Raw genomic sequence first — 26771 nt, 5'->3', positions numbered from 1 at the left:
CTCTCGGGCAAGACCAACCTGTGCACCGCGATCCGCGCCACGCAGGGCAAGGGCCTGATGCCGGACGGCACCAGCCGGTTCAGCTACAAGGGCCAGACCATCTATCACTACATGGGCTGCAGCACCTTCTCCAACTTCACTGTCCTGCCGGAAATCGCGGTCGCCAAGATCCGTGAGGACGCGCCGTTCCAGTCCTCGTGCTACATCGGCTGCGGCGTGACGACGGGCGTGGGCGCCGTGATCAACACTGCCAAGGTCCAGGTCGGCGACAATGTCGTGGTCTTCGGCCTCGGCGGCATCGGGCTCAACGTGATCCAGGGCGCGCGGCTTGCCGGGGCGAACAAGATCGTCGGCGTCGACATCAACCCCGACCGCGAGGAATGGGGCCGCAAGTTCGGCATGACCGACTTCCTCAACACCAAGGGCATGAGCCGCGAGGAAACCGTGGCGGCGATCGTCGCGCTGACCGACGGCGGCGCGGACTACACCTTCGACGCCACCGGCAACACCGAAGTGATGCGCACCGCGCTTGAAGCCTGCCACCGCGGCTGGGGCACCTCGATCATCATCGGCGTGGCGGAAGCGGGCAAGGAAATCAGCACCCGCCCGTTCCAGCTGGTCACGGGCCGCAACTGGCGCGGCACCGCGTTCGGCGGCGCCAAGGGCCGCACCGATGTGCCCAAGATCGTCGACATGTACATGCAGGGCAAGATCGAGATCGATCCCATGATCACGCACGTCATGGGCCTTGAGGAAATCAACACCGCGTTCGATCTGATGCACGCAGGCAAGTCGATCCGTTCGGTCGTCGTGTTCTAAGCCAAGGAACCAGAAACATGTTTACCCATACCGTTCTCGGCACCAACGATATCGAGAAGTCGCGCGCCTTCTACACCGCCGTGATGGGCGCGCTTGGCCACCAGGGCATGCCGCTGCCGATTGGCACGGTGTTCCCCTCCGCCGCCGGTGCGCTGATGATCCGCACGCCCCTGAACGGCGAGCCGCACACCGCGTCCAACGGCTTCACGCAAGGCTTTGCGGCGAAGACCTTTGCCGAAGTCGATGCGTTCCACGCGGCCGGTCTTGCCAATGGCGGCACCTGCGAAGGCCCTCCGGGCGTGCGTGAAAACGCGCCGGGCAAGGCCTATGGCGCCTATCTGCGCGACACGGACGGCAACAAGATCTGCGCCTTCGCGCCGAACCCGAACCCCTGAACTCTGAACCGAGGTCCCTGCCGCGCTGGCGGGGACCTCAGGCCAGCCGCAGCAGCATCGCCCCGCAGGCGATGATTACTGCGGCGGCAATGCGTGCGGGGCCTACCCGCTCGCGCAAAATCAATGCCGAGATCGCGGTGGCGAACAGGATCGAAGTCTCGCGCAGCGCCGCGACCATCGCGATGGGCGCCATCGTCATCGCCCAGAGCGCGATGGAATAGGACACGATTGTGCCGAGTCCGCCGAAGAGGCCAATCGGCCAGTTCTTGCGGAAGTAGCCAATCGCTGCACTGCCGCGCGCACGGAAAGTCCATAGGGCCATGGCAAGGCCGGTCAGCAGCGAAAGCCACAGCGTATAGGCGGTCGGCGTGCCCGAGGCGCGCGCGCCTGTGCCATCGAGCAGCGTGTAGCCGGCGATGATCGCGGCATTGGTCAGCGCCGCGGCAAGCCCCGCCGGCTTCAGCGATCCCCGTGCGCCGAGCGTCATCGCCAGAATGCCGAAGCAGATGGTGCCGACGCCGATCCAGGCGAGGAACGGGACCGCCTCGCCCAGCCAGAAATGGCTGATCAGCGCCACCGTCAGCGGGGCACAGCCGCGCATCAGCGGATAGGCAAGGCTCATGTCCACCGTGCGATAGACCCGCACCAGCAGGGCGAGATACCCCACCTGCAGCAGCGTCGATGCGGCGAGGTACGGCCAGCTCGCCGGCGCAGGCATGGGCAGGAACGGCAGCGCCAACAGCGCGATCACCGCCGCGCCGCCCATCACCAGCGTGGTGGAGAGCAGCGTATCGCCGCTCCCCTTGAGGAACGCGTTCCAGCTCGCATGCAGTGAAGCCGCGAACAGGATGAGTGCGAAGACCGGCCAATCTATCATGGGCGTGGGGCCGATGAAGGCCCGCTCACATCGCCGATATGCCGCCGTCCAGTTTCAGTTCCGCGCCCGTCATGAAGCGGCTTTCGTCGCTGGCGAGGTAGAGCACGCCGTTCGCAATCTCGTTCGGCTCGCCCACCCGGCCGAGCGGGATCTGGCGGGCGAGCTTGCCCATCACGACGTCTTTCTCGATCCCGGCGTTCTTGCTGATGCCATCGAGGATCGGCGTATCGACGAAGGTCGGGTGGACCGAATTGCAGCGGATATCCCACCCGCGCTTGGCGCAGTAGAGCGCGACCGACTTCGTCAGCATCCACACCGCCGCCTTGCTGGCATTGTAGCCGGGCATGGTGTGCGAGGCGATCAGGCCCGCGATCGAGCTGATATTGACGATCGAGCCGGGCTGGTTGTCCTTCAGCAGCGGCAGCGCCTTCTGGCAGCCGAGGAACACCGAATCGACGTTGATCGCAAAGCCGCGGTGCCATTCCTCCAGCGTGCAGGTCTCGATATCCCCGCGCACGCCGACACCGGCGTTGTTGACGAGCACGGAGAGCCCGCCGAGCTTGTCTGCCGCCATGGCGATGGCCGCGTCCCAGTCGTCGGCGCTGGTCACATCATGACGCATGGCAAAGGCGGTTCCGGCGCCGAGTTCGGCGTTGATCGCCTCAGCCTGTGCAGCCGCGCCTTCGCCGTTGATGTCGGTCAGCAGGACCTTGGCGCCCTCGCGCGCAAGGAGCGCCGCATGCGCTGCGCCCAAGCCCTGCGCCGCGCCGGTTACCAGTGCCAGCTTGCCCGATACTCTGCCCATCAGCCCTGTTTCCTCTCGTTTATTCCTTGAACCAGAGCGGGCTTAGCAGCATGAGCATGCGTACGTCGATGGCATAACCGGCGGCGCGCTTCGCTTCGAGAAACTGCGGGAGATGGGCGCGCGGGACGTGGAGCACGGTGATCCCTTCGCCCTCCACGCCGCCACCCGGGCCGACCCGTTCCAGATCATAGGCGCGAAACAACGTGAAGGCTTCGGTGACCATGCCGGGGCTCGAAAAGTACTCGCCGAGGTCTTCCATGCGGCCGGCGCGGTAGCCGGTTTCCTCCTCCAGCTCGCGCATCGCGGCCGTCGCCGCTGCCTCGCCTTCGCCGCCCGCATCATCGCCGATCAGCCCGGCGGGCAGTTCGACGCAGGGGCGGCCCAGCGGCACGCGGAACTGTTCGACCAGCACGACTTCATCATCCGGCGTGACCGCGAGGATGACAGCCGCCTTGATGCCCCGCGCGCGGGAGACGTACTCCCAGCGGCCGCGCGTCTTGGCGGTGATGAAACGGCCCTGCCAGCGGATGTCTTCGGGCTCATCGCGGAATTCGTCTTCAAGGCTCATACTTCGATCACCCGGTCCGGCAGTTCGTTCTGGTCATCCGCCGCGCGCGGCAGATGTTCGGCAAGCACCGCGCCCACTTTGCCGATGGCGGCGACCATGCCCTCGCCGACCCGCCCGGCGCGGATCTGCTCGAGCAGCGCGTGCATGGCATCGCCCCAGACTTCCGGCGCGACTTTGCTGGCGATGGCTTCGTCGGCGATGATCTCGGCGCGGTGCTCGGCCATCGAGAGGTAGATCAGAATGCCGGTGCGCCCCGTAGTTCTCCCCTCTGCCCCGATGCGGAAACAGGTGAGGGCGCGGGCATGGACGCGGGCGGACTTGATCGGCGCAGGCGTCAAGGCCAGCCGCAAGGGCCGCCATGCCATCAGCAGCAGCATGCCGAGGAACTTGAGCACCGCTGCGGTAAGCGCGATCCCCAGCACCTGCCGCGGCGTCCATTCGTGCGCCCAGAGGCCCAGCCCGCGTTCGATCAGGCCAAGGGTGAAGCCCGGCGCAAGCTCCAGCACGACAAGCGCGAGGAAGGCGATCGAGATGCTCCACGCCAGCGCGACATCGCGGTAAGGATCGGACTGCGGGGTGACGATGGCCACGATCTCGCCCGCGCTCTGCGCTTCGGCGGCTGCCACGGCCTCAGCGATCTGCTTGCGGTCTGCTTCCGTCAACATATCACCAGCTCCCCGACGCACCGCCGCCGCCCGAGCTGCCACCGCCGCCCGAAAAGCCGCCGCCACCGCCCCAGTCGGATCCGCCACCCCAGTCCGATCCGCCGCCGCCCCAGCCGCCCCCGCCCCAGCCGCCCGAGGGGAAGATCATCACGCCAGGCGCGCCATAGCGCCGTCCGCCGCCGCGCATCGCGCGCAGGAAGGGGAGGACGAAGAAAAAGAAGAAGATGACGAGAAACACCACCGTGCCGAAATCGAAACGCGGCTCCTTCGCCTTCTTCGCCCGTGCGCCGGCATTGGCCGCCACCTTGCGTGCTTCATCCTCCGGCAGTTGCAGCTGTGCGATCAGCTGGTCGGTCGCCGCCGCGATACCGCCGGGATAGTCGCCCTGCTTGAAGCGGGGCACGACCTCGCGCTGGATGATCACGCTGCTCAGTGCATCGGTGATGATCCCTTCGAGCCCGTAGCCGACCTCGATCCGCACCTTGTGTTCATTCGGCGCGATCAAGAACACCAGGCCGTCGTTGCGCTGCTTGTCACCGATGCCCCATGTGCGCAGCAGGCGGTTGGCATAATCCTCGACTTCATAGCCTTCGAGGCTGGGGATCGTCGCGATCACCATCTGGCGCTGCGATTGCGTCTCCAGCGCCGACAGCTTGGCATCGAGCGCGGCGATCTGGTCGGGCTGCAGCAGATGCGCCTCATCGACCACGCGGCCGGTGAGCTTGGGGAAAGTCTGTGCAGCGGCTGGCCCGGCGAGGAGGGCCAGCGCTGCGAGCAGGATGAGGAGGAGGCGTTTCATCGGCGGGGCTCCAGGGGCCCCGGCTCAGTTCGTTGCCGCCTTGCTGGCCGGAGCCGCTGCGTTGTCATTCGCCGCCGGTGCCGCTGCCGGAGCAGCCGGCCCATCGAAGCTCACCGCCGGCGCCGTATCCGCGCCCGGGGTGGTTGCCGCGAAGGGCACCATCGGTTTGGCGCCGTAGACGACCTTGGCCGCGATGATCGCGGGGAAGGTGCGGATCGTGGTGTTATAGGCCTGCACCGCCTCGTTGTAATCGCGGCGCGCGACGGCGATCCGGTTTTCGGTGCCTTCCAGCTGGCTCTGCAGCGCGAGGAAGTTCTGGTTCGACTTGAGGTCCGGATAGGCCTCGACCGAGGCCAGCAGGCGGCCAAGACCCTGCGAGAGCTGGCCTTGGGCAGCCTGATAGGCGGCGATCTTGTCCGGGTCGGTCACGTCGGCCGCCGAAATCTGGATCGAGGTCGCCTTGGCGCGCGCTTCGGTCACCTTGGTCAGGGTATCCTGTTCCTGCTTGGCATAACCCTTCACCGTCGCGACCAGATTGGGGATAAGGTCGGCGCGGCGCTGGTACTGGTTCTGCACGTCAGCCCACCGTGCCTTGGCGGCTTCCTCGGCCGTGGGGATCGCGTTCACACCGCAGCCGGCGAGGCCGGCCGCCGCAAGGGCGACGAAAGCGAAACGGGAAAAGCGGGCAAGCAGCGAAGCGGCCATGGAAATGTGTTCCCTCAAGAGTCCCGGCGCGGACGCGGCGGGAATACTCGCTCTGGAATGTAGCGGGTCCCGATCCCGGTTCAAGGGCTGGTCCGCTTCGGTGCAAGCTCCCTGTTGTTACAATGGATTGCAGTCGCGGGTGGCGGCTGGCAGGAAGCGCTTGGGTGAATATGCCTAACAGGAGAATAACGGCATGGGCATGATGGGAGAATTCAAGGCGTTCGTCGCGCGCGGCAATGTGCTCGACCTCGCGGTCGGTGTGATCATCGGCGCGGCTTTCGGCAAGATCGTCACTTCGCTGACCGAGGACCTGATCATGCCGGTGATCGGCGTGGTGACAGGCGGGGTGGACTTCACCAACAAGTTCCTCGTGCTGGGCGCCATCCCGGAAAGCTACAAGGGCTCGCTGACAGATTACGCCGCCTTGAAGGCAGCGGGCGTGCCGATGCTGGGCTACGGCGCCTTCATCACCGCGGTGATCGGCTTTCTGTTGATGGCCTTCGTCATCTTCCAGATCGTGCGCGCGGCCAACTCGATGATGCCCAAGGCCCCGGAAGCGCCTGCTGCGCCGGCCGGCCCGAGCGAAGTCGATCTGCTGATCGAAATCCGCGATGCGCTGAAGAAGGGCTGATTGCGGGGGAGAGGTGCGCCTCTTCCCTTTCCGCCTCTGCGTCCCTATATCGGCCCTGCCGGTTTCGACCGGCTATGACGATAAAGTGTACCGTACAATAGGCGCAGCGGACCCGGGGGCGGTACCCGGCGGCTCCACCATCACCATCGGCTAAAGGGCCGAGCTCTGTTGTCGCAGAGGTGTTGATGGGGCCGAACTAGGATCGACGTGTGTTGAAAAGCGGTGTTTTCGTCCGGGCTGAGTAACCCGTTAAAGGCTCAAAACCCACAAGTGCCAACGACAACGAAGCACTCGCTCTCGCGGCGTAATCTGACGGCTTAACGGCCTGATCTTACAAAGCTAAAGCGCGGTTGAACCCACCGGGCAACAGAAGGGAATTCAGCGGCTCGGGGAGGGCCGGGCAACAGAACCTCCCCACCTTCACACCAGTGCCGGGCCAGCCCACCCCCGGCCCCTCCCGCAAGCGGGAGGGGAGGTGTGGCGTTTTCTGAAGGATTAAGTGCGCCTTCCCGCTTGCGGGAGGGCCACGAGACTTGCTGAGCGAAGCGAAGCTAGTCGCAGCGGGGTGGGCGCCTCAGCCCTCGACCTCAACCGCGGCCGCCTTGGCCTCGCGCTCGTACTTCATCGCGTCCATGATCTTGGCGCCGGCCATGAACACCGCAAGGCAGCTGGCAAGGAACAGCAGCTTGCCGCCGAAGCCCGGATACTGCGAAAGATAGATCTGCCCCCGCTGCGCCGATCCCAGCGCCAGCGCATAAATGATCGCACTCGCCTCGAACCGGTTCTTGATCACGAACAGGCGGCTGAACTTGCGTAGCAAAGAGGGCTTCTTCTGCATCACCAAACCTCTTCCGCAACCTTCGTGCCAGATCAGCAATCACGGGGCTCTCACGCATGGGATAGCCTATGCCTTGTAAAGCACGGCGACATGCCATGGTAAAGCCGCGCTTAACCCCCGCGAGGCGGGGCGTACCGTTTCAGGCCAGTGCGGAAAGACCCAGCGCTTCGAGCAGGGCAGCGCGGGCGGCGATCACGCTGGAAGCCAGCGAGTCGCTGCCGATATCGGCGGGATCGATCTGCTCGGGCCAGGCCTTGGCAATCAGCGTTTCCAGCATGTCTGCGCGCGCTTCGTCGAGGAGGAAGCGCGGATCGACGGTGGCAGGATCGGCGACAACCCGCAGGCGCAGGCAGGCAGGGCCGCCGCCGTTGGCCATCGACTGGCGCACATCGACCGGGAGAACGCGGCGGATCGGGCCGTTGGAGGCCAGCATGCCATCGAGCCAGGCGCGGACGGCAGGGTGCTCCCAGGCTTCGAGCGGAATGACGAGGCCCATCTCGCCGCCGGGCAGGGTGAGGAGCTGCGCGTTGAACAGATAGCTGGCGATCGCATCGGCCAGACTGACGGCGCTCGCTGGCACAATAACGATCTCGGCCTCGGGCAGCGCGGAGCGAATCGCGGCATAAGTGCCTTCGGGATCGGCAAAGGCCAGTTCGTGGGTGAACAGCACGCGCTCGTTGGCGACCGCGACGACATCGTTGTGGAAGGCGCCTGCTGCGATGGCTTCGGCAGACTGCTCGACAAAGAGGCAGCGCGCCGGATCAAGCCCATGGAGGCGCGCGACGGCGCGGCTGGCCTGCTCGTGCTGGCGGGCGGGGAAAGCGCCGCCGGGTTTGCCATAGACGAAGATTTCGAGGCCCGGCGCGGCGTGGCTCGTGCCCATGCGCATGTGGTTGGCCGCGCCTTCGTCGCCGAAGCAGGCGGGGACGGCATCGTGAACGGCAAAGTGCGCGCTGTCTGCGAAAGCCACGCGCAGCTGGCGCACGGTATCGGGCCATTCCTGCGAGCGGTGCGGCATGGTGACGAGGTTCGCCGCAGTCAGATGGCAGCGCCCGTCCGCCGTATCCGGTGCGGGCGAGACGGTGGCGGCGTTGGCCGTCCACATCGAGCTTGCGGACCACGCGGCGGCGCGCAGACGGCGTTCGGCCTCGTCTGCCGGTTCGCCAATACCGAGCGCGCCGAGGAAGCCATGGTTGGGGCGCGGCAGCGGGCACAGAAGGCCCTGCGTCAGCCCCAGCGCCATGTTGTGGCGCATCTTGGCCACGCCCTGCAGTGCAGCGGCACGCGGGTAGGACACGTTGCCGCCGTGCTTGGCCGAGGCAAGGTTGCCGAGGCTGAGCCCGGCGTAGTTGTGGCTCGGCCCGACGAGGCCGTCGAAGTTGATCTCGACCAGAGTGCTCATTTCGGGTTCCTTCAGCGCGCCACGTGCCAGACAGTATCGCCAACCCCGACGCCCAGCGCCGCAGCGGCATCGGGATCAAGCGCGACGCCCGCTCCGTCCGCCATGATGCGGGCGAAGCAGCAGCGGAAATCGGCGAGGCGGCCGGTGGCGACAAGCGCGCGGGTGGCGGTTTCGTCCGCCGTGCGGACTTCGGTGACGGGCACCATCTTCGCGTCCGCGATCGAGTGGACGCGGTCGGTGCGTGCGGTCATCGTCGGGCCGCCATCGAAGATGTCGAAATAGCCTTCCGCCGCAAAACCTTCGGTCTCCAGCATGCGCATGGCCGCGCGGCCGCTGGGGTGCGGCAGGCCGATGGCGGAGCGCGCGGTTTCGGGCAACATCGCGATATAGACCGGATGCTTGGGCATCAAATCGGCGATGAACTGGTTGCCGTTGATCGCGTTGAAATAGTCGGCTTCCTGAAAGCTCATGCCGAAGAAGCGGCCCGCCACACCGTCCCAGAACGGCGAGCCGCCGCGCTCGTCGATCACGCCGCGCAGTTCGGCGAGGATGCGATCGGCGAAGCGTTTGCGGTGCATCGCGATGAACAGATAGCGGCTGCGCGCCAGCAGCATGCCGAGCCCGCCGGCGCGCTCGCCGGGGTGGAGGAACAGGCCGCCGACTTCGCTCGAACCTTCGAGATCGGTGACGAGGTTGAGCATCTCGGCGCGGAAGGTGCGGCCCAGTTCCTTGGAATGCTGGGTCAGTGTCGCCATGCGGTAGGAATAGAACGGCCAAGTCTGCCCGACGCGAGTGAAGATCTGGCAGGTGCCGCGCACTTCGCGCGTGGCAAGGTCCTCCAGAATCAGCACGAACAGCTCGTCGCGCTGCGTTTCGGAATCGCCTTCCTCGGTGTTGGCGAAAGCGGCGGCGGCGCGCTCCAGCTTGGCGGTGAGTGCGCGGCGATCCGGCGGCAGGTTGGTGAAGCCGCCGCCGGTCAGCTTGGCCATCTCGTACAGATGTTCGAGATCCGCGGCGCGGGCCGCGCGGATGACGTGGGTCACGGTTGTTATTCCCCTCCGGAAAGCCGGTGCAGCACGAGCGCCGAGAGTGCGGCGCGCTCGGCCAGCGATGGCACGATCATGTATTCCTGCGGTGAGTGGATCGCGCCCCCGCGCACGCCCATGGTGTCGACGACGGGCACGCCAAGCGCGGCGATATTGTTGCCATCGCAGACCCCGCCCGAGCTCTGCCAGCGGATCGATTGGCCGAGCGCCGCGCCGCAGCGCTGGACGAGTTCGAACAGCTTTTCCGCCTCCGGCGTCAGCGGCTTGGGTGGCCGGCTGATCCCGCCATGCAGGTGGATGCTCACCTCATGCGCCAGTTCCACTTCGCGCAGCAGAGGGCCGATGGCGGCGGTGAAGCGCGCGGCGTCCTCCTCGCTCCGGGGGCGGATATTGAAGCGCAGCACCGCATGATCGGGCACGACATTGTTGGCCGAACCGCCATCGATGCGGGCAGGATTGATGGCGAGGCCGTCGCCGGAAAGCGCCTTCAAGCCCAGTGCGAGATCGGCGGCGGCGACCACGGCGTTGCGGCCATCCTGCGGGTTGCGGCCGGCGTGGGCGGAACGGCCTGTGACGATCGCGCTGTAATTCCCGCTGCCCCCACGCGCACCGGCCAGCGTGCCATCGGGCAGGGCGGAAGGCTCGTAGGTCAGCGCCGCTGCCCTGCCGCGCGCCAGCTCGGCGATGAGCGGGGCGGAGGCGAGGCTGCCGGTCTCCTCGTCCGAATTGATCAACACGTCATAGCCCACATAGGGCGAGACCAGGCTGTCCTTCTCGAACGCCTTGAGCGCGGCAAGGATCACCGCGATGCCGCCTTTCATGTCCGCCGTGCCGGGGCCGCCGAGCGTTTCCGCATCGAGCCAGGTCAATGTCTGGAACGGGTGGTCCGCCGGGTAGACGGTGTCCATGTGGCCGGTAAGCAGATAGCGGCGCGGGGCGTGGGGGCGGACGACAAGGACCATGTGCGCGCCATGTTCGAGCTCCACCACGCGGCCATCGGCGGCAACCGCTTCGACCGGGGCGGGGGGCACGAGACGGACTTCGCCGGGGAGCGCCGAGAACGCATCAGCCAGCAGCGCGGCCTGCCGGGCGAGGCCTGCTGTATTACGCGTACCGGTGTTGATTGCACACCAACCCTCGACCTGCTGCAGCATGGCAGGCGCGTCGATCCCCTCGATGAGGGCTGCTTCGGAGGGGGCAAGCGTGGCCATGGGGGTGCTCTAGCCTGCCCGCGTGCCGGGGTGAACCCCTAGCGGCAACCACAGCGCGGGCGGCCCTGGATTCCCGCCTGCGCGGGAATGACGAGTGGCGTGCGATCGGCGCTTGTCAGGACGAGCGTTCGGGATGACACTCTTCCCATGATCTCTGTCTCCCTCCGCCGGCCCATGCTCGGTCTGCTCTGTGCTTGCGGCCTTGCCGCGTCTTCGCTGCAGGCGGGCTTGCCGGCGTTTCCGTCTGCCACCCATCCGGTCGCGGGGGACGAGTGGCACTATGTGGGCGGCGACGAGGCAGGCACCTGGTTTTCCTCGCTCGCTGATATCAATGACAGCAATGCGCATCAGCTGGGCTTTGCCTGGGCCTATGACATGGGCACCGAGCGCGGGCAGGAAGCGACGCCGCTCGTCATCGACGGGGTCATGTACACCTCGGGCGTGTGGGGCATCGTCTATGCGCTGAATGCCGCGACGGGCGAGGTGCTGTGGACCTTCCACCCCGGCATCGATCCGGCTTCGGCAAGGAATGCCTGCTGCGATACGGTGAACCGCGGCGTGGCGGTGCGGGGCGGCGTGGTGTTCGTCGCCAGCGAGGACGGGCGGCTCCATGCGCTCGATGCGAAGACCGGAGCGGAGAAGTGGACCGCGGATACGATCATCGGGCGGGGCAAATCGACCTATACATACGCCTCGACCGGAGCGGTGCTGCTGACGAGCGATTCCGTGGTGATCGGCAATTCGGGCGCCGATCTGGGCGACGGATCGACGCGCGGCTATATCTCTGCGTGGGACATCAAGACCGGCGCGTTCAAGTGGCGCTTCTTCACGGTGCCGCCGCCGCCCGGCCAGCCCTTCGAGCATCCCGAGCTGGAAATGGCGGCAAAGTCGTGGGGGCCGGATCACGATGGCCGCTATCAGAACGGCGGTACGGTGTGGGACGGGCTTTCCTATGATGCCGAGACCGACCAGATCGTGTTCGGCACGGCCAATGCCTCGCCCTATTCGCGCGTGAAGAGCGCGGCCGAGCGGCGCGATGACTTGTTCAACGCCTCGATCGTCGCGGTGAACGCCAAGACCGGGCGGATGACCTGGTTTTATCAGGAAACGCCGGGCGATGCCTGGGACTATGACGCGGTGCAGAAGTTCATCTTCGCCAACCTGCCGGTGGGCGGGGGCGCGCCGCGCCGCGTGGTGATGCAGGCCTCGAAGAACGGGTTCTTCTACACGCTCGATCTCAAGACCGGGAAGCTGCTGGCCGCCGATGCCTTTGCCTATGTGAACTGGGCCAAGGGCGTGGACCTTGCCACCGGGCGCCCGGTCTTCACCGAAGTGGCCGACTATTCGGCTAGCCCCAAGAACGTCTACCCGTCATGGGCCGGGGCGCACACATGGAACCCGATGTCGTTCAGCCCGCAGACGGGGCTCGTCTATATCCCCACGGTCGATCAGCCCAATGTCATGGTCAATCTGGCCACCAACAAGGGCAAGCTGCAGCACCTCGAGGGCTTCTTCAACGCCAACGGGATCATTCCCGACGATACTTATGACGAGGCCACGCTCAGCCGCCTCTTCGGCCCGCTGCCGACCAAGGCAGAGCTGCAGAAGGAGCGCGGCAAGACCAGCCTCGTGCGCGAGGTGCTGAAGGCGTGGGACCCGGTGGCGCGCAAGGTGGTGTGGGAGCAGGTCACCTCGGACCGCAACCGCGGCTATGACGGCGGCGTGCTTTCGACTGCGGGCAATATCGTGGTGCAGGGTCGCGGGGATGGCACCTTGCGGGTCTACAACGCCACGACCGGCGCACAGCTGGCCTCGATCCAGACCGGATCGCATATCATGGCCGCGCCCATGACCTACCGGATCGGCGGGGTGCAGTATATCGCGGTGCAGGTGGGCTATGGCGGGGTGGGGATCAGCTATCCGATCACCCCGGCGGACATTGCCTACAGGAACCGCAACACCAACCGCATCCTTGTGTTCAAGCTGGGCGGCGGGCCGGTGCCGCAGCCCGAATTGCGGCCCGATCCCTTCACCTATCCCGCCCCGCCGCCAAGCCGTGCGACAGCGGCGAAGATCGCGCATGGCGAGGCGAAGTTCACCGAGTTCTGCTCGCGCTGCCACATGTTCGGACCGGGCGTGACACCGGACCTTTCGCGCCTGCCTCGCGATATCCACGGCATGTTCAACCAGATCGTGCTGGGCGGTGCGCTGGCGGGGAACGGCATGGCACCGATGGGGGATATGGTGAGCAGGTACGATGTCGACGCGATCCACGCCTATCTGATCGACACGCAGCGCAAGGGGTATCTGGCGCAGCGGAAGAAGGCAGCGCCGAACTAGCGTGTGACGACGCTGTACTGAACCACTCCCGTCACCCCGTGCTTGCCACGGGGTTGGGCTTTTCTTCTGGCGCGGCGTCGAAAGAGAAAGCCAAGGCCCGGATCAAGTCCGGGCCGACGATGCTTTATGATGCAATGGCGCCCTAGCGGGTGAGAGCGCGGGCGATTGCCACGAATTCCGCCACGCTCAGCGTCTCCGCCCGGCGCTGGGCATCGATCCCCCGCGTTTCGAGAGCTTCAAGCGCGCCGGGGAGGCCCTTGAGGCTCTGGCGCAACATCTTGCGGCGCTGGCCGAAGGCGGCTTCTGTCACGCGTTCGAGCATGCGGGCCGAGACGCCTTCCGGCATCGCGGCGGGTTCGACATGGATGATCGCCGACATAACTTTGGGCGGCGGGGTGAAAGCGCTGCGGTGGACGCGCATGGCGATGCGCGGCGCAGCGCGCCACTGCGCAAGGACGGCGAGGCGGCCGTAGGCATCGCTGCTGGGCGCCGCGATGATGCGCTCGGCCACTTCCTGCTGGAACATCAGTGTGAGGCTGCGCCACGGTGGCGGCCAGTCCTGCCCGGAGAGCCAGCCGGTGAACAGCGCCGTGCCGACGTTGTAGGGCAAGTTGGCGACGACATGCCACGGCGCTTCGAACAGTTCGCCGGGCGCGATCTTCATCGCATCGCCCTCGATCACGCGGAGCTGGCCGGGGAAGGCTTCGGCAAGTTCTGCGAGGGCAGGCAGGCAGCGGCGGTCCATCTCGATCGCGGTGACATTCGCGCCCCGACGCAGAAGCGCGCGGGTGAGGCCGCCGGGGCCGGGGCCGACTTCGAGGACGTTCTGGCCCTTGAGATCGCCGGGCACGGCGGCGATGCGGGCAAGGAGCTGCTCGTCGAACAGGAAGTTCTGGCCCAGCGCCTTGGTGGCGATCAGGCCGTGGCGCTGGACGACCTCGCGCAAGGGGGGGAGGCTCACGCCGGGGGCGTCACTCATAGCTCCCCTCCCCGGCGGGGAGGGGTTGGGGGAGGGGGAACGGCGCTTGCGTTTCTCAGCGCGGCGCACCCCCACCCCGCCACCCCCCAACCGGGGAGGGGAAGGAAATACGGACGATTTGTAATACGGCGGCGGCTCTCCCCGCGGCGCATTAGCCGGCCATGCGGATGGCCGCGATGGTCGCGCCGGGGCGGGCGGTGCCGGTGCCGGCGATGGCAAATGCGGTGCCGTGATCGGGCGAGGTGCGGATGATGGGGAGGCCCAGCGTGACGTTCACGCCTTCGTCAAAATCGAGCACCTTGATCGGGATCAGCGCCTGATCGTGGTACATGCAGATGGCCGCATCATAAGTCGCGCGGGCTTCGGCATGGAACATCGTATCGGCGGGGAGCGGCCCGCGTGCGTCAATCCCGGCGGCTTGCAGCGCGGCGATGGCGGGCACGATCACGTCGCGGTCCTCGGTGCCCATGCGGCCATCTTCCCCGGCGTGGGGATTGAGCGCGGCTACGGCAAGGCGGGGGTGTGCCACGCCGAAATCGCGCGCGAGCGCGGCTGCAGCAATGGCGGACCGGCTGCGGATCAGCTCGGTGGTGAGGAGGAACGGCACATCGCGCAGCGCGACGTGGACGGTGATGGGAACCACGCGCAGGTTCGGCCCGGCCAGCATCATCACGGCGTTTTCCGGCGTGATCCCGCAGGCTTCGGCGACAAATTCGGTCTGGCCCGGCTGGTTGAAGCCGATGCGGGCAAGGCGGCTCTTGGCGATCGGGCCGGTGACAAGCGCGGCGGCGGCGCCCTGCTTGACGAGGCTGGTCGCAACCTCAAGCGCGCGCAGGGCCAGCGCGGCGCCGGCATCGTCGGGCTGGCCGGGAGACCACGGCGCGGTGCCGACATCGAGCACAGGAAGCGCATGGGGGAACACGGCGGCGGCCTCATCGGGCGCGGCAATGGCGACCACCGGGATACCGAGGCCGCGGCTGCGGGCGGCCGCTTCGATGAGATCGCGGTTGCCGACGGCGAAGAAGGGCGGAAGCGCGTGCGCCTCGCGCTGGTCCCACGCGGCTGCGATCAGCTCGGGGCCGATGCCGGCAGGATCGCCGAGGCTGATCGCGAGCGGCAGAAGCGGCAGTTGGGGGGCGGTCATGACGCGGCTCTAGCAGAGCGGAGGCGCGAGGGTGAGGACAAATACCCGTTCGTTCGTCACCCGCGCGCGCAGGCGGCGATGGCAGGCGGGCAGCGCGGGGAAATCAGAACGCCGGATCATACCCCGGCGGCAGCTCGCCATCGGTCGCGGTGCTGTCGGGCGAACCGGGCACATGGATGCCGCATTCCACCTTGTCCCAGCCCTTCCAGCGGCCCGAACGCGGGTCCTCGCCCGGCGCAACCTTGCTGGTGCAGGGGGCGCAGCCGATCGAGGGGTAGCCCTGCGCCACCAGCGGATGGCGCGGCAGATCGTGCGCGACCATGTAGGCTTCCAGATCCTCGGACGTCCACGAAGCGAGCGGATTGAACTTCAGCCGCCCTTCCGCATCGGTGCGGTCGATCTCGAAGCGCGGCAGGCCGCTGCGCGTGGCGGACTGGAAGCCCTTGCGCCCGCTGATCGAGGCATCGAATGAAAGCAGCGCACGTGCCAGCGGCTGCACCTTGCGGATATCGCAGCAGCCATCCGGGTCCCACGACCAGCGCAGCCCGTTCTCGTCCTTCTTTGCTACCAGCTCCATGTCCGGTTCGACGATCAGCAGGTTCGTCAGGCCAAGGTGCGCCACCAACTGGTCGCGATAGGCGATGGTTTCCGGGAAATGCTTGTGCGTTTCGAGGAAGATCACCGGGATCGCCTTGTCGACCTGCGCAATCAGGTGCAGCAGCACCGCGCTTTCCGCGCCGAAGCTGGAGACAACCGCGACTTCGCCGATCAGCTTGTCCTTGAGGACGCTGCGCAGCATGTCCGGCGTATCGGTGCCGCGGAACAGGTTGTTCAGCCGGATCGCGTCACTCTCGGTGAAGCGCGGCCCGGTTGCGATCCGGTCTACGGCTCTGGTCTGTTCAGAGGCCATGGCGCTTGGCCCAGATGGGCGAGCGGCCGTCCACCGTCTTCTGATAGACATCGGGCCAGGTTGCGAAGGCCTGCTGCGCCGCTTCAGCCGCAATCGGCTTGGCGGGCGCAAACCCGTCGAACCCGCAGCGCTTCATGTGGCTCAGCTGATCCAGCAGCACATCGCCGGTCGCACGCAGCTCGCCCTTGTAGCCATGCTCGCGCAGGATGCGGGCCGAGGAATAGCCGCGCCCGTCGCCATAGGCCGGAAAGCTCACTTCCACGAGCGCGATGCGCGAAAGGTGTGGCAGCAGCGCGCGGGCATCCTCGCCCGGCTCGATGCGCACGGCGGCGGCGTTGTCGGAAGCGAGGAAGTCCGTCAGCGACAGCACGGGCGCGCCCGATGCCGTATCGACGCGCAGGCGCAGAAGTGTCTCAGCCATAGATCGCCTCCTTGAACGGCGCGGCGCCGATGCGGCGGTAGGTATCGATGAAGCGCTCGCCCTCGGCACGCGCCTTCAGATAGACTTCGGTCGCGGTCTCGATCGCATCGACGATGCCGTCCTCGTTGAAGCCGGGGCCCACGATCTGCGCCAGCGAGGTATCCGCCGCTTCCGAGCCGCCGAAGAGCAGCTGGTAGTTTTCGGTGCCCTTCTTGTCGACGCCGAGGATGCCGATATGGCCCGCGTGGTGGTGCCCGCAGGCGTTGATGCAGCCCGAAATCTTGAGCTTGAGCTCGCCCAGCGTGCGCTGCCGCTCGGGCGAGGCGAACCGCGCCGAAATCTTCTGCGCGAGCGGGATCGAACGCGCATTGGCAAGGCTGCAATAGTCGAGCCCCGGGCAGGCGATGATATCGCCGATGAGATCAAGGTTGGCGGTGGCCAGCCCCGCCGCATCGAGCTTCTGCCACAGCGCGTAGAGATCGCTCTGCTTCACATGCGGCAGCACGATGTTCTGCGTGTGCGTCACGCGCAGTTCGTCGAGGCTGTAGGCTTCGGCGAGCTCGGCCATCAGACGGATCTGGTCCGCGCTGGCATCGCCCGGAATGCCGCCCGCCGGCTTGAGGCTGATGACGACCGCCTTGTAGCCTGCCTGCTTGTGCGGCGCGGTGTTCTGGTCCGCCCACACCGCGAAGTCCGGATCGGAGCGGTCATAGCCATCGGCCAGCCCGCTCTCGAGGCCCGGATCGGCGAAGAACGCGGCAATCCGCTCAAACTCGGCCTGCGGCGGCTCCAGCCCCAGGGTGAGGATATGCGCGAATTCTTCCTCCACCTGCCGGCGGTATTCGTCCGCGCCGATCTCGTGGACGAGGATCTTGATCCGCGCCTTGTACTTGTTGTCGCGGCGGCCATAGCGGTTGTAGACGCGCAGGCAGGCCTCGGCGTAGCTCACCATTTGCAGCGCAGGCACGAAATCGCGGATCACCGGCGCGATCATCGGGGTGCGGCCCATGCCGCCGCCGACGTAGAACCGCGCGCCGATTTCACCTGCATCGTTCTTCACGATCTGGATGCCGATATCGTGCAGCCGCATCGCCGCGCGGTCGGTATCGCTCGCGATCACCGCGATCTTGAACTTGCGTGGCAGGTAATCGAACTCCGGATGGAAACTCGACCACTGGCGCAGCAGCTCGGCATAGGGGCGCGGATCGACCAGCTCGTCCGCTGCCGCCCCGGCAAAGTGATCCGAGCTGATGTTGCGGATGCAATTCCCGCTGGTCTGGATCGCATGCATCTCGACGGTCGCGAGATCGGCGAGGATCTGCGGCGCATCTTCCAGCTTGATCCAGTTGTACTGGATGTTCTGGCGCGTGGTGAAGTGGCCGTAGCCGCGGTCATACTTGTCGGCGATATCGCCCAGCAGCCGCATCTGCCGCCCATTGAGCGTGCCATAGGGAATGGCGACGCGCAGCATATAGGCGTGAAGCTGCAGGTAGAGCCCGTTCTTCAGCCGCAGCGGCTTGAACTGGTCCTCGGTGATCTCGCCCGCCATGCGCCGCGCCACCTGGCCGCGGAATTCCTCCACGCGCGCATCGACCATCGCCTGATCGTATTCGTCATACTGGTACATGTTCAGATCACTCGGCTGGCGGCGTCGGGATCGCCGGGACGGAGGGAAAGGTCGAGCCGTACCGTGGGGCCAAGCGCCCGGATGCGGTCCTTGATATGCGCGGGGCGGACGCCCTCGGCGGTCTTGGTCGCGGCAATCGCATAGCCCGCGTTGACGCGCTGCGCGGCTTCCTCGGCGGCGAGGATCGCATCGGCAGAATCGCCCGCGTCCACCGCATCGTTCACATCGCGCGACCAGCCCTTGCCGTCCCACCAGACGACATCGCCGGATGCCAGATCATTCCCCGTCAAAATCTTCACGCAGCGGTCTCCGCTATCTTCAAAAGGTCCTGGGTGCGCTCACGCGCGGTCACTTCGCCGATCACGATGAGGGCAGGGCTCTTCACCTTGTGCTCTTCGACCAGCGCGCCGAGCCCCGCCAGCGCCCCGCGCAGCACGCGCATCGTGGGCCGCGCCGCGTTCTCGATAATCGCCACCGGCATATCGGGCGCAAGGCCGTCCGCCATCAGCTTCTCGGCAATCGCATCGCTGGTGGCGACGCCCATGTAGATCACCAGCGTGCGGCCGACCCCGGCCAGCCCCGCCCAGTTCTGGTCCGCCAGCCCCTTGCACTGCCCGGCCACGAAACTCACGATCGAGGCGTTCTCGCGGTGGGTGAGCGGAATCTGCGCTGCCGCCGCCGCGCCCATCGCCGCGCTCACGCCCGGCACGACTTCGACCGGAACCCCCGCCGCATAGCAGGCCTCCGCTTCCTCGCCGCCGCGCCCGAACACAAACGGATCGCCGCCCTTCAGCCGCACCACATCGTGCCCGGCCAGCGCCTCGCGCACCAGGAGCGCGTTGATATCGTCCTGCTGCATGGTGTGCCGCGCGCGGCTTTTCGCCACCGAGACCAGCCGTGCACCAGCGGGAACCATTGCCATGATCGCAGGATCGACCAGCCCGTCATGCACGATCAGCTCCGCCGCAGAGAGCAACCGCGCCGCGCGCAGCGTCAAAAGCTCCGGATCACCGGGGCCTGCGCCCACGAGATACACGGTTCCGATCCTGTGGGGCGCATTGTCCATGGGCGCCAGATGGTCGCTCCCATGCGCAATCGCCAGCGAGGAAAGCTAGGGGCAGGGCTAGGTAAGCTTTAGCCCTCAGCACACCTCCGCCATCACCGACGTTTTCCTGTGTTCGCTGCCCGAACAGGTGATACTGTCGGCACACGATAAAACAGGGGGAGAAGCCGAATGGAACTGGTGCACGAATTCACGTTCAGGGCCGGCCTTAAGCCGCCGCTCCCGATCGGCGCAGGCCCTATCGGCACGCGCATGTATTACGAGATCGACGGCGGCGAAGTGGTCGGTGATCGCCTCAGCGGCACGATCCGCGGCGGCGGCGAATGGGCGCTGATCGGGCCTGACGGCTTCCTCCGGGTCGACGTGCGTGCCCAGGTCGAAACCAGCGACGGCGCCTTTATCTACGTCCAGTATTTCGGCCTGCTGGAAATGAATGCCGCGGTCATGGGCGCGATCGAAAACGGCACCGGCACCGAGTTCGCCGACCAATACTTCTGCACCAACCCGCGGATGGAAACCGGCGACCCGCGCTACAGCTGGGTCAACACCACCTTCTTCGTCGGCGAAGGCCGCGTGCTGCCCGGTCTCGGCATCGAATACCGCGTCTACCGCCCGGCAAGGGGCGCCGCTGGCTAGAACCAGCCTTCAAAGCCCCCCTCCCCGGCGGGGAGGGGATGGGGGAGGGGCACGGCGCTCGCCATTCAAGCGCCGCTCACCCCCACCCAGCCTCCCGCGACCGGGGGAGGGGCAGGAAGAGGTCTCATTTCGGGTTTTCGCGCCTCCTCAGCGCCTCCGCCACCCGCCGCAGCCCGTCCGAATCCCTAAGTGCCACATCGTGCTGGGGCAGGGGAATGCTCACCCCGCTGCCCTTCAGCGCGTGCCACACCGCCTTCAGCACATCAGACCGCACGTTGCCCACGCCGCTTTCCGGGTCGTCGATCGAGATATAGATCGAAAGCTCGATCGCGCTCGGGCCGAAGGCGCTCAGCAGGATCGAGGGCTCCGGGTCCTTCAGCACGCGCGGCACCGTCAGTGTGGCTTCCAGCAGCAGCTTTTCGGCCAGTTCCAGATCGCTTTCATAGGAAATCCCGACCGGTATCGTGATCCCCACCAGCCGCGATGAATACGACCAGTTCTCCACTTGCGTGGTCATCAGGATCTCGTTCGGGATCAGGATCTCGCGGTTGTCGCGCGTCGTCACCGATACCGCGCGCACGCCGATCCGCTCGACGACGCCGAAGGTGCTGCCCTTGGTGTCGTTCACCGCGATCACGTCGCCCGGCTTGATCGAGCGGTCCATCAGCAGGATCACGCCCGCGATCAGGTTGCCGAAAGTCTTCTGCAAACCAAAGCCGACCGCGAGGCCGAAGGCGCCCGAAAACACCGTCAGCGTGGTGAGGTTGATGCCCACAGCATCGATGCCGACAAGGACCGCCACGGTCCACACGGTCACCGTCATCAGCTTCTCGCCGAGCGCCCGCTGCGTCCCGTCGAGCCCGCGCATGCTGCGCACCGCGCGCCGCCCGATCCGGCTCACAAGACGGCCGAACACCAGCACCGCGATGACGACAAAGATCATCCACACCGCGTTGAACAGCGAGATATGCGTGCGGCCGACATCGAAGCCCAGATCATCGAGCGACCGGGCCCACTGCGTGACGGCGCGCTGCAGCTTGGTCCACTCGCTCATGCCGAAGCGCGCCACACGCCGAGCGCGCGTTCGAGGTCGGCGATCAGGTCGGCCGTGTCCTCCAGGCCGATCGAGAGCCGCACGCCGAAGCGGTCGCCGTCATCCAGCCCCGGCAGCGGCCAGGGGCTCGCGGTGCGGATCGGCGCAGGATCGACAGGCGTGGCGAGGCTCTCGAACCCGCCCCACGAAAAGCCGATGCCGAACAGCGCCAGCGCATCGATCAAGGCATCGCGCGCCGCCGATGTGCCGCCCTTCAGCACGAAGCTGAACAAGCCGCAGCCGCCGGTGAAATCGCGGCTCCACACATCATGCCCGGGCGATCCCGGCAGCATCGGGCAAAGCACTTTGGCCACTTCCGGCCGCCGCTCCAGCCACTGCGCAATCGCGAGGGCTGAAGCGGTCTCCTGCGCCAGCCGCAGGCCCATGGTCCTGAGCCCCCGCAGCATCAGCGCGGCATCATCGGGCGAGACGACATTGCCCAGCCCCTGCGCGCGCAGGCGCAGCTTGCGGTACCATTCCGGCCCGGCACTGGCGCTGCCCATCATCGCGTCCGAATGTCCGCCGACATGCTTGGTCAGGCTCATCACCGCGATATCGACGCCGCGCTCCAGCGCCGGAAAGCCCAGCGGCGAGGCCCAGGTGTTGTCGAGCACAACGGTCAGCCCATGCGCCTTGGCGATGGCGGAAAGTGCGGGCACATCGCAGACTTCGATGGTGAGGCTGCCCGGCACTTCCAGCAGCACGGCCTTGGTCCGCGCGCAGATCGCCGCTTCGAAGGCCGCCGGATCGCTCGCATCGAACCAGCGCGTCTCCACGCCGAAGTCCTTCAGCAGCCCGCGCCCCATCGCGCGGCTCGGCTCATAGGCGTTGTCGATCATCAGCAGCACATCGCCCGGCCGCAGCACCGTCAGCAGCGCACCCATGATCGCCGCTACGCCGGAAGGGTACAGCACCGTGCCTTCCGCCCCCGGCTCCAGCGCCGTCAGCGCGTCGGAGAGCGCCCACTGCGTCGGCGCGCCGCGGCGGCCATAGTAGAACTTGCCGTCCTCGTTGGCGGGATGCGCCCGCAGCGCGGCCATATCGGGATAGAGATGCGTGCTCGCCCGGTAGACCGGCGGATTGACCACCGCGCCGGGATGGTCCGCGCTGCCGGTCCACTCGGCTCGCCGACCTGCGCCGACCAGCCGCGTGCCGGTGCCGTGGGTCTCGTTGTCATGCTCTGCCATGGGGTGGGTCTTAGGCGTATTTTGCGTGGAAGGGAATCGCCGCTTGGCCCCTCCCCGGACGGGGAGGGGTTGGGGAGGGGTAACAGAGCGCTAACCTGGCGACGCCGCGCACCCCCACCCGGCCTCCCCCGAGCGGGGGAGGGGGCTGCATGCGGGACGATGTAAATCTACCGCGCCGCCCCCGTCTCCTTCGGCGTGGCCGGGTCCGCGCCCCATTCGCTCCAGCTGCCATCATAGAGCGCCGCGTCGGTCTTGCCGATCAGGTGCAGCGCGAAGAGCAGCGCGCTCGCCGTTACGCCTGAACCGCAGCTCGTGATCAGCGGGCGCGACAAGTCCACCCCCGCCGCCTCGAAGACGGCGCGGATCGCATCAGGGCTCTTCCACGTCCCGTCGGGCTGGAACAGGCTGGCGTAGTAGACATTGCGTGCGCCGGGGATATGTCCGCTCGCCAGCCCTGGCTTCACTTCTGCCACTTCGCCGGTAAACCGACCTGCCCCGCGCGCATCGACGACGAGTTCGCGCCCGTTCTCGAGGTTCGCAAGCACTTCGGCCTTGCTGCGCACTTGCCGGTCGTCGCTCCAAACGGTGAAGTGCCGGTGCCGCAGCGTTTCCTTGCCTTGTGCGCATTTGCGCCCCTCGGCCTTCCACTTGGCGATCCCGCCATCGAGCAGCGCCACATTGGCCGCGCCGAACATCGTCAGCATGAACCACGCGCGCGCGGCGGTCTTCACCGGGCTGTCGTCATAAAGCACGATGCGGCTGCCGTCGCCGAGCCCGAGGCTCTGCATCTTGCTGGCAAACCGCTCGGCGCTTGGCAGCATGTTGAGCCCTGGCCGCGCCGGATCGGCCAGTTCGGCAAGGTTCATGAACACCGCGCCGGGGATATGGCACGCCTCGTATTCCAGCACCGGATCGCGTCCGTGCTCGGGCAAGAAAGCGCTGGCATCAACGATGCGCAGATCGCTCGCGCCCAGCTCGCTGGCGAGCCACTGGGTCGAGACCAGGGATTCCATGGGTCAGCTCCGTCCTGCATGCGGCCCGTCTGTGCGGGTCCTTGATATCGAGATTAACCCTCTTGCTGCGCTGCGGCAAGGACGAAGGGGCGTCTGCCCCACGCGCCCGCTTGCCCCGCTGCCCCCGCCGGTGCAAAGGCGCCCTGAAGAAAGGACCTCGCATGACCGATATCGGCGCCACCCCCCTCCACCTCGGCCAGACGAGCAGCCTGCCCGCCTCGCCCGAAGAGGCCGTGCTCGATTACGTGCCCAATCCGCGCGCCGGCTCGCTGTTCCTCGTGCGCTTTGCCGCACCCGAGTTCACCTCGCTCTGCCCGGTCACCGGCCAGCCCGATTTCGCGCATCTGGTGATCGATTATGCGCCGGGCGAGACCATCGTCGAATCGAAGTCCTTGAAGCTGTTCCTCGGCGCGTTCCGCAACCATGCGGGCTTCCACGAGGATGTGACCGTCGGCATCGGCCAGCGTCTGTTCACCGAAATGAACCCGCGCTGGCTGCGCATCGGCGGCTACTGGTATCCGCGCGGCGGCATCCCGATCGATGTGTTCTGGCAGTCGGACGCGCCCCCTGCCGGGCTGTGGGTGCCCGATCAGGGGGTGGCCTCCTATCGCGGCCGGGGGTGAAGCCGGGGCGGCGGTTGCGGGTTCAATGATCCCAGTAATCGCCGCGATTGCGCCGGGCTTCCCGGTCGATCCAGCGGTCGATCCGCGCATAGTCGCGGTTGATCCGGCCCACCGCGCGCCAATCGCCTTCGGCGCATTCGTGCTGTTCGCGCCACTGCAGCCGGTCGATATCGCGCTGGATGCGCCGCGCGGTGCGGAAATCGATCAGGCCGCGGCTGGTCTTGAAGCGAAGTTCGCGCTCCAGCCCGAAGGCGCGCTGGCCCGAACAGGCGCCGCCGAAACCGCCGTTGCCACCCTGCCAACCGCCGCCCCAGTGCTGGTCATAGCCCCAGCCGTTGCCGTTCCAGCGTCCGTCGTGCGCGCTCGCCGATCCACTCATGACCACTGCGCTGCCGAGTGCGAGCGCGGTGGCAAGAACGTTGGTCATCGTCTTCATCGTCATCCTCCTTCACTGGTGCCGATGCAGCGAAGGTGCCTGATTCGTCGTGGCATGAGGCTGAATGCGCTGTTGGCTTCTGTTCATGTAGAGTGCGATTTTTATGAACGGATAGCGCGGCCTCTTGCGCACCCCGCGCTCCCTGCCGAAAAGGACCGGCAAGAGGGCAAATGGCCCCGAGGGAGAGAGCAAGACCCATGAATGGCGATACCGATTTCACCGGCCGAAAGGTCCTCGTCGTCGGCGGATCGAGCGGCATCGGCAACGGCATTGCGCACGCCTTCCGCCTGCGCGGCGCGGCGGTCCATGTCTGGGGCACGCGGGCGCGGGCGGAGGACTACGATCCCGCCGAAGGTTCGGACCTCACCGGGCTCGGCTATACCTCAGTCGATGTCGGCGATCCCGATGCCATCGAAGCCGCGCCCATGCCGTTCGATACGCTCGACGTTCTCGTCCTCTGCCAGGGCACCGTCGTCTACAAGCGCGGCGAGTTTCAGCGCCCCGGGTGGGACAAGGTCATGGCGGTCAATCTCGACAGCCTGATGCACTGCGCCATGAAGTTCCGCGCCGTGCTGGCGGAGGCCAAGGGCGGTATCGTCACCGTCAGCTCGGTTGCCGCGTTCGGCGCCAATATCGGCAACCCCGCCTATGCCGCATCGAAGGCGGGCGCGGTCAGCCTCACGCGCACGCTTGGCAATGCCTTTGCGGGCGAGGGCATCCGCGTCAACGGCATCGCCCCCGGCCTTGTCGATACCAAGCTCACCAAAGTCACCACCCAGCACCCCGAACGCCTCGCCGGCTCGATCGCCCGCATCCCGCAAGGCCGCCTCGGCACGCCGGAGGACATGGCCGGCGCGGTGTTGTTCCTCGCCAGCCCGCTCGCCAGCTACGTCACCGGGCAGACGCTGATCGTCGATGGAGGGCTCTCGCTGTGAAGGCTCTCCGCTACTACGGCGCGCGCGACGTCCGCTATGAAAGCATGGACGATCCCGTGCCCCAGTCGCTCGCAGATGCCGTCGTGCGAGTCACCGCCTGCTCGATCTGCGGGTCGGACCTCCATATCTACCACGGCCACGGCTTCTCCGAGGATGTGGGCTTCTGCGTCGGCCACGAAGCGGTGGGCGAAGTGGTCGAAGTCGGCAGCGCGGTCCAGCGCGTGAAGGTCGGCGATCTTGTGATGCTCCCCGCTGCGGTAGGCTGCGGCCGCTGCCGCTCTTGCCTCGCCGGCCTCGTCCACACCTGCGAAAACGGCGCGCTCGCCTGCTATGGCCTATCCGCCCGCCTGCAGGGCTCGCAAGCCGAAGCCGTGCGCGTCCCCGCGGCCGACATGAACGCCGTCCCCATCCCCGAAGGCGTGAGCGAAGAACAAGCGCTGATGATGACCGATGCGCTGGCGACCGCATGGTTCGGCGCGCGGCAGGCCGATATCCGCCCCGGCGCGTCGGTCGCGGTGATCGGCCTCGGCCCCATTGGCCTGATGGCGGTCGAAAGCGCCTATGTCATGGGCGCGCACGTGGTCTACGCTATCGATCCCGTTGCCGAACGCCGCGCCATGGCCGAGCAGTCCGGCGCCATCACGCTCCACCCGGACGAAGCGCTCGAACGCATCAAGGCTGACACCAAGGGCCGCAAGCTCGATTGCGTCGTCGAAGTCGTCGGCAGCGACGCCACCGTCGACTTCGCGCTGCGGCTGGTCCGCCCGCGCGGCACCGTCTCGGTCATCGGCGTCCAGCAATCGCGCCGGTTCGCCTTTCCGCTGGAACGCGCTTTCGCCGCCGGCCTCACCTTCCGCATCGGCACCTGCTCGGTGCCCGAGGAACTGCCCGCGCTGTTCCCGCTCGTCCAGTCCGGCCGCCTGAAACCCGAACGCACGATCACCCACCGCCTGCCGCTGAGCGCAGGCGCGGAGGCCTACCGCTTGTTCGAAGCGCGGGAGGCCGGCGCGCTGAAAATGGTGCTGACGCCGGATTGATTGGCCAACCTCGTCATCGCTTGCGTGGCCAAGTAATTCAGAAGGGTTTGCGTGACGCTCTGGATTGCTTCGCTGCGCTCGCAATGACGAAGGTATGATTATGCCACTACACCCCACCTTCGTCATTGCGAGGAGCGCAGCGACGAAGCAATCCAGAGCCGATAAGCGCAACGCCAACCCTAAGCGCAAATCTCCGCAAACAAATCCCGCCACGTCGGATTGCCCGCCTCGATCAGCGCCAGCTTCTTCCGCCGCGACCCGCCCTTGAGCTGCTTTTCGCGGGCAATAGCGTGTTCCATCGTCGCATGCAGTTCAAACCAGACCAGTGTCTTGCAGCCATGTCGTTTGGTGAAGCCCGCCACCAGACCCTCGCGGTGCTGAAAAACCCGCTGCGGCAGATTGCTGGTGACGCCCACATAGGTCGTCCCGTTGCGCTGCGAGGCCATGATGTAGACCGCCGGCTGGAAGTGGCGCTGCATTGCTCTGGATTGCTTCGTCGCTGCGCTCCTCGCAATGACGAACATGGGGTGAAACCAAACTCGAAGCATCTCCCGCCCCAACGGCCT

General features: G+C 66.8%; 30 protein-coding genes and 1 other RNA gene. 9 read left to right on the top strand and 22 right to left on the bottom strand.

The annotated features are described in order from the left end of the window. Window positions 1-819: zinc-binding dehydrogenase (locus tag K5Q19_RS16205; RefSeq protein WP_292947364.1), on the top strand; the 819-nt coding region annotated here is incomplete at its 5' end. Window positions 820-836: 17 nt separating this feature from the next. Continuing rightward, a complete protein-coding gene (locus K5Q19_RS16200) occupies window positions 837-1214 on the top strand; it encodes a VOC family protein (RefSeq protein ID WP_292947362.1) in 378 nt (125 codons plus the stop codon). Window positions 1215-1251: 37 nt separating this feature from the next. Here the strand turns inward: K5Q19_RS16200 and K5Q19_RS16195 are convergent, their stop codons facing one another. From K5Q19_RS16195 to K5Q19_RS16170, 6 genes are read right to left on the bottom strand one after another with little or no spacing between them, the layout of a single operon-like run. Then, complete coding sequence (locus tag K5Q19_RS16195; RefSeq protein ID WP_292947359.1) at window positions 1252-2091, bottom strand: DMT family transporter; 840 nt, start codon at window positions 2089-2091, stop codon at window positions 1252-1254. 25 nt (window positions 2092-2116) lie between these two features. Further along, entirely contained in the window at window positions 2117-2896 is a 780-nt protein-coding gene (locus K5Q19_RS16190) for an SDR family oxidoreductase (protein ID WP_292947356.1), read from the bottom strand. A 19-nt stretch (window positions 2897-2915) separates the two neighbouring features. Then, a complete protein-coding gene (locus K5Q19_RS16185; protein ID WP_292947353.1) occupies window positions 2916-3464 on the bottom strand; it encodes an NUDIX hydrolase in 549 nt (182 codons plus the stop codon). Further along, the gene (locus K5Q19_RS16180) at window positions 3461-4129 is read right to left on the bottom strand and encodes a hypothetical protein (protein ID WP_292947350.1); all 669 of its coding nucleotides are present in this window, start codon (window positions 4127-4129) and stop codon (window positions 3461-3463) included. Before K5Q19_RS16180 ends, K5Q19_RS16185 begins: the two co-directional genes overlap by 4 nt. A 1-nt stretch (window position 4130) precedes the next feature. Next, entirely contained in the window at window positions 4131-4928 is a 798-nt protein-coding gene (locus tag K5Q19_RS16175; RefSeq protein WP_292947347.1) for a TPM domain-containing protein, read from the bottom strand. A gap of 24 nt (window positions 4929-4952) precedes the next feature. Further along, complete coding sequence (locus tag K5Q19_RS16170) at window positions 4953-5633, bottom strand: LemA family protein (RefSeq protein ID WP_292947344.1); 681 nt, start codon at window positions 5631-5633, stop codon at window positions 4953-4955. Window positions 5634-5832: 199 nt separating this feature from the next. Here K5Q19_RS16170 and mscL point away from each other — a divergent pair, with 199 nt between their 5' ends. Both mscL and ssrA read left to right on the top strand, forming a co-directional pair. Next, a complete protein-coding gene (gene mscL, locus K5Q19_RS16165) occupies window positions 5833-6264 on the top strand; it encodes a large conductance mechanosensitive channel protein MscL (RefSeq protein ID WP_292947373.1) in 432 nt (143 codons plus the stop codon). A gap of 18 nt (window positions 6265-6282) precedes the next feature. Continuing rightward, window positions 6283-6683: a transfer-messenger RNA gene (ssrA, locus tag K5Q19_RS16160) on the top strand. Window positions 6684-6838: 155 nt separating this feature from the next. Here ssrA and K5Q19_RS16155 read toward each other — a convergent pair. The 4 genes from K5Q19_RS16155 to K5Q19_RS16140 form a co-directional block, all read right to left on the bottom strand. Next, window positions 6839-7084, bottom strand: a complete 246-nt coding sequence (locus tag K5Q19_RS16155) for a hypothetical protein (RefSeq protein ID WP_292947370.1) — start codon at window positions 7082-7084, stop codon at window positions 6839-6841. Window positions 7085-7241: 157 nt separating this feature from the next. Then, entirely contained in the window at window positions 7242-8504 is a 1263-nt protein-coding gene (locus K5Q19_RS16150) for an N-succinylarginine dihydrolase (protein ID WP_292947342.1), read from the bottom strand. Between the two features lie 11 nt (window positions 8505-8515). Next, complete coding sequence (locus K5Q19_RS16145) at window positions 8516-9547, bottom strand: arginine N-succinyltransferase (protein WP_292947340.1); 1032 nt, start codon at window positions 9545-9547, stop codon at window positions 8516-8518. A 5-nt stretch (window positions 9548-9552) separates the two neighbouring features. After that, on the bottom strand, window positions 9553-10761 hold the full coding sequence (locus K5Q19_RS16140; RefSeq protein WP_292947338.1) for a hydrolase: 1209 nt from the start codon (window positions 10759-10761) through the stop codon (window positions 9553-9555). A gap of 147 nt (window positions 10762-10908) precedes the next feature. Between K5Q19_RS16140 and K5Q19_RS16135 the strand changes: the two genes are divergently transcribed. Then, window positions 10909-13101, top strand: a complete 2193-nt coding sequence (locus K5Q19_RS16135; RefSeq protein WP_292947335.1) for a PQQ-dependent dehydrogenase, methanol/ethanol family — start codon at window positions 10909-10911, stop codon at window positions 13099-13101. Window positions 13102-13243: 142 nt separating this feature from the next. Here the strand turns inward: K5Q19_RS16135 and rsmA are convergent, their stop codons facing one another. The 7 genes from rsmA to cobA form a co-directional block, all read right to left on the bottom strand. Then, a complete protein-coding gene (gene rsmA / locus K5Q19_RS16130) occupies window positions 13244-14080 on the bottom strand; it encodes a 16S rRNA (adenine(1518)-N(6)/adenine(1519)-N(6))-dimethyltransferase RsmA (protein ID WP_292947332.1) in 837 nt (278 codons plus the stop codon). Window positions 14081-14231: 151 nt separating this feature from the next. Next, window positions 14232-15224 (bottom strand): 4-hydroxythreonine-4-phosphate dehydrogenase PdxA, encoded by a 993-nt coding sequence (gene pdxA / locus K5Q19_RS16125; protein ID WP_292947329.1) that lies wholly within the window; start codon window positions 15222-15224, stop codon window positions 14232-14234. 103 nt (window positions 15225-15327) lie between these two features. Further along, window positions 15328-16134 carry a phosphoadenylyl-sulfate reductase gene (locus K5Q19_RS16120; RefSeq protein ID WP_292947325.1) on the bottom strand — a complete coding sequence of 269 codons (807 nt, stop codon included), beginning with the start codon at window positions 16132-16134 and terminating at the stop codon, window positions 15328-15330. Then, window positions 16124-16555 carry a DUF934 domain-containing protein gene (locus K5Q19_RS16115; RefSeq protein ID WP_292947322.1) on the bottom strand — a complete coding sequence of 144 codons (432 nt, stop codon included), beginning with the start codon at window positions 16553-16555 and terminating at the stop codon, window positions 16124-16126. The genes K5Q19_RS16120 and K5Q19_RS16115 overlap by 11 nt, the downstream gene beginning before the upstream one ends. Beyond that, a complete protein-coding gene (locus K5Q19_RS16110; RefSeq protein ID WP_292947319.1) occupies window positions 16548-18182 on the bottom strand; it encodes a nitrite/sulfite reductase in 1635 nt (544 codons plus the stop codon). The genes K5Q19_RS16115 and K5Q19_RS16110 overlap by 8 nt, the downstream gene beginning before the upstream one ends. Window positions 18183-18184: 2 nt before the next feature. Continuing rightward, window positions 18185-18481 (bottom strand): DUF2849 domain-containing protein, encoded by a 297-nt coding sequence (locus K5Q19_RS16105; protein WP_292947316.1) that lies wholly within the window; start codon window positions 18479-18481, stop codon window positions 18185-18187. Continuing rightward, window positions 18478-19248 carry a uroporphyrinogen-III C-methyltransferase gene (cobA, locus tag K5Q19_RS16100; RefSeq protein WP_292947313.1) on the bottom strand — a complete coding sequence of 257 codons (771 nt, stop codon included), beginning with the start codon at window positions 19246-19248 and terminating at the stop codon, window positions 18478-18480. Before cobA ends, K5Q19_RS16105 begins: the two co-directional genes overlap by 4 nt. Window positions 19249-19416: 168 nt before the next feature. On the opposite strand from cobA, the gene K5Q19_RS16095 reads away from it, so the two are divergent. Continuing rightward, window positions 19417-19881 carry a DUF3237 domain-containing protein gene (locus K5Q19_RS16095; protein ID WP_292947311.1) on the top strand — a complete coding sequence of 155 codons (465 nt, stop codon included), beginning with the start codon at window positions 19417-19419 and terminating at the stop codon, window positions 19879-19881. Between the two features lie 124 nt (window positions 19882-20005). Here K5Q19_RS16095 and K5Q19_RS16090 read toward each other — a convergent pair whose 3' ends face one another. The 3 genes from K5Q19_RS16090 to sseA form a co-directional block, all read right to left on the bottom strand. Continuing rightward, entirely contained in the window at window positions 20006-20935 is a 930-nt protein-coding gene (locus tag K5Q19_RS16090) for a mechanosensitive ion channel domain-containing protein (RefSeq protein WP_292947308.1), read from the bottom strand. Next, complete coding sequence (metC, locus tag K5Q19_RS16085; RefSeq protein ID WP_292947305.1) at window positions 20932-22161, bottom strand: cystathionine beta-lyase; 1230 nt, start codon at window positions 22159-22161, stop codon at window positions 20932-20934. The genes K5Q19_RS16090 and metC overlap by 4 nt, the downstream gene beginning before the upstream one ends. Window positions 22162-22328: 167 nt before the next feature. Continuing rightward, window positions 22329-23174 carry a 3-mercaptopyruvate sulfurtransferase gene (sseA, locus tag K5Q19_RS16080; protein WP_292947302.1) on the bottom strand — a complete coding sequence of 282 codons (846 nt, stop codon included), beginning with the start codon at window positions 23172-23174 and terminating at the stop codon, window positions 22329-22331. 161 nt (window positions 23175-23335) lie between these two features. Between sseA and queF the strand changes: the two genes are divergently transcribed. Beyond that, window positions 23336-23797, top strand: a complete 462-nt coding sequence (gene queF, locus K5Q19_RS16075) for a preQ(1) synthase (protein WP_292947299.1) — start codon at window positions 23336-23338, stop codon at window positions 23795-23797. 22 nt (window positions 23798-23819) lie between these two features. Here queF and K5Q19_RS16070 read toward each other — a convergent pair whose 3' ends face one another. Beyond that, window positions 23820-24233 carry a histidine kinase gene (locus tag K5Q19_RS16070; RefSeq protein WP_292947296.1) on the bottom strand — a complete coding sequence of 138 codons (414 nt, stop codon included), beginning with the start codon at window positions 24231-24233 and terminating at the stop codon, window positions 23820-23822. A 197-nt stretch (window positions 24234-24430) separates the two neighbouring features. Here K5Q19_RS16070 and K5Q19_RS16065 point away from each other — a divergent pair, with 197 nt between their 5' ends. Together K5Q19_RS16065 and K5Q19_RS16060 are read left to right on the top strand one after the other, a co-directional pair. Beyond that, on the top strand, window positions 24431-25168 hold the full coding sequence (locus K5Q19_RS16065; protein ID WP_292947293.1) for an SDR family oxidoreductase: 738 nt from the start codon (window positions 24431-24433) through the stop codon (window positions 25166-25168). Next, window positions 25165-26205: an alcohol dehydrogenase family protein gene (locus K5Q19_RS16060; protein ID WP_292947289.1), complete on the top strand. Its 1041-nt coding sequence runs from the start codon at window positions 25165-25167 to the stop codon at window positions 26203-26205. The genes K5Q19_RS16065 and K5Q19_RS16060 overlap by 4 nt, the downstream gene beginning before the upstream one ends. Before the next feature lie 179 nt (window positions 26206-26384). On the opposite strand, the gene K5Q19_RS16055 is transcribed toward K5Q19_RS16060, so the two are convergent. Then, a complete protein-coding gene (locus tag K5Q19_RS16055; RefSeq protein ID WP_292947367.1) occupies window positions 26385-26684 on the bottom strand; it encodes a GIY-YIG nuclease family protein in 300 nt (99 codons plus the stop codon). Window positions 26685-26771: the final 87 nt, after the last annotated feature.

The sequence above is a fragment of the Novosphingobium sp. genome, from assembly GCF_019748365.1.
Classification (GTDB): Bacteria; Pseudomonadota; Alphaproteobacteria; order Sphingomonadales; family Sphingomonadaceae; genus Novosphingobium.
This window is presented reverse-complemented; position numbering and strand designations above follow the sequence as displayed.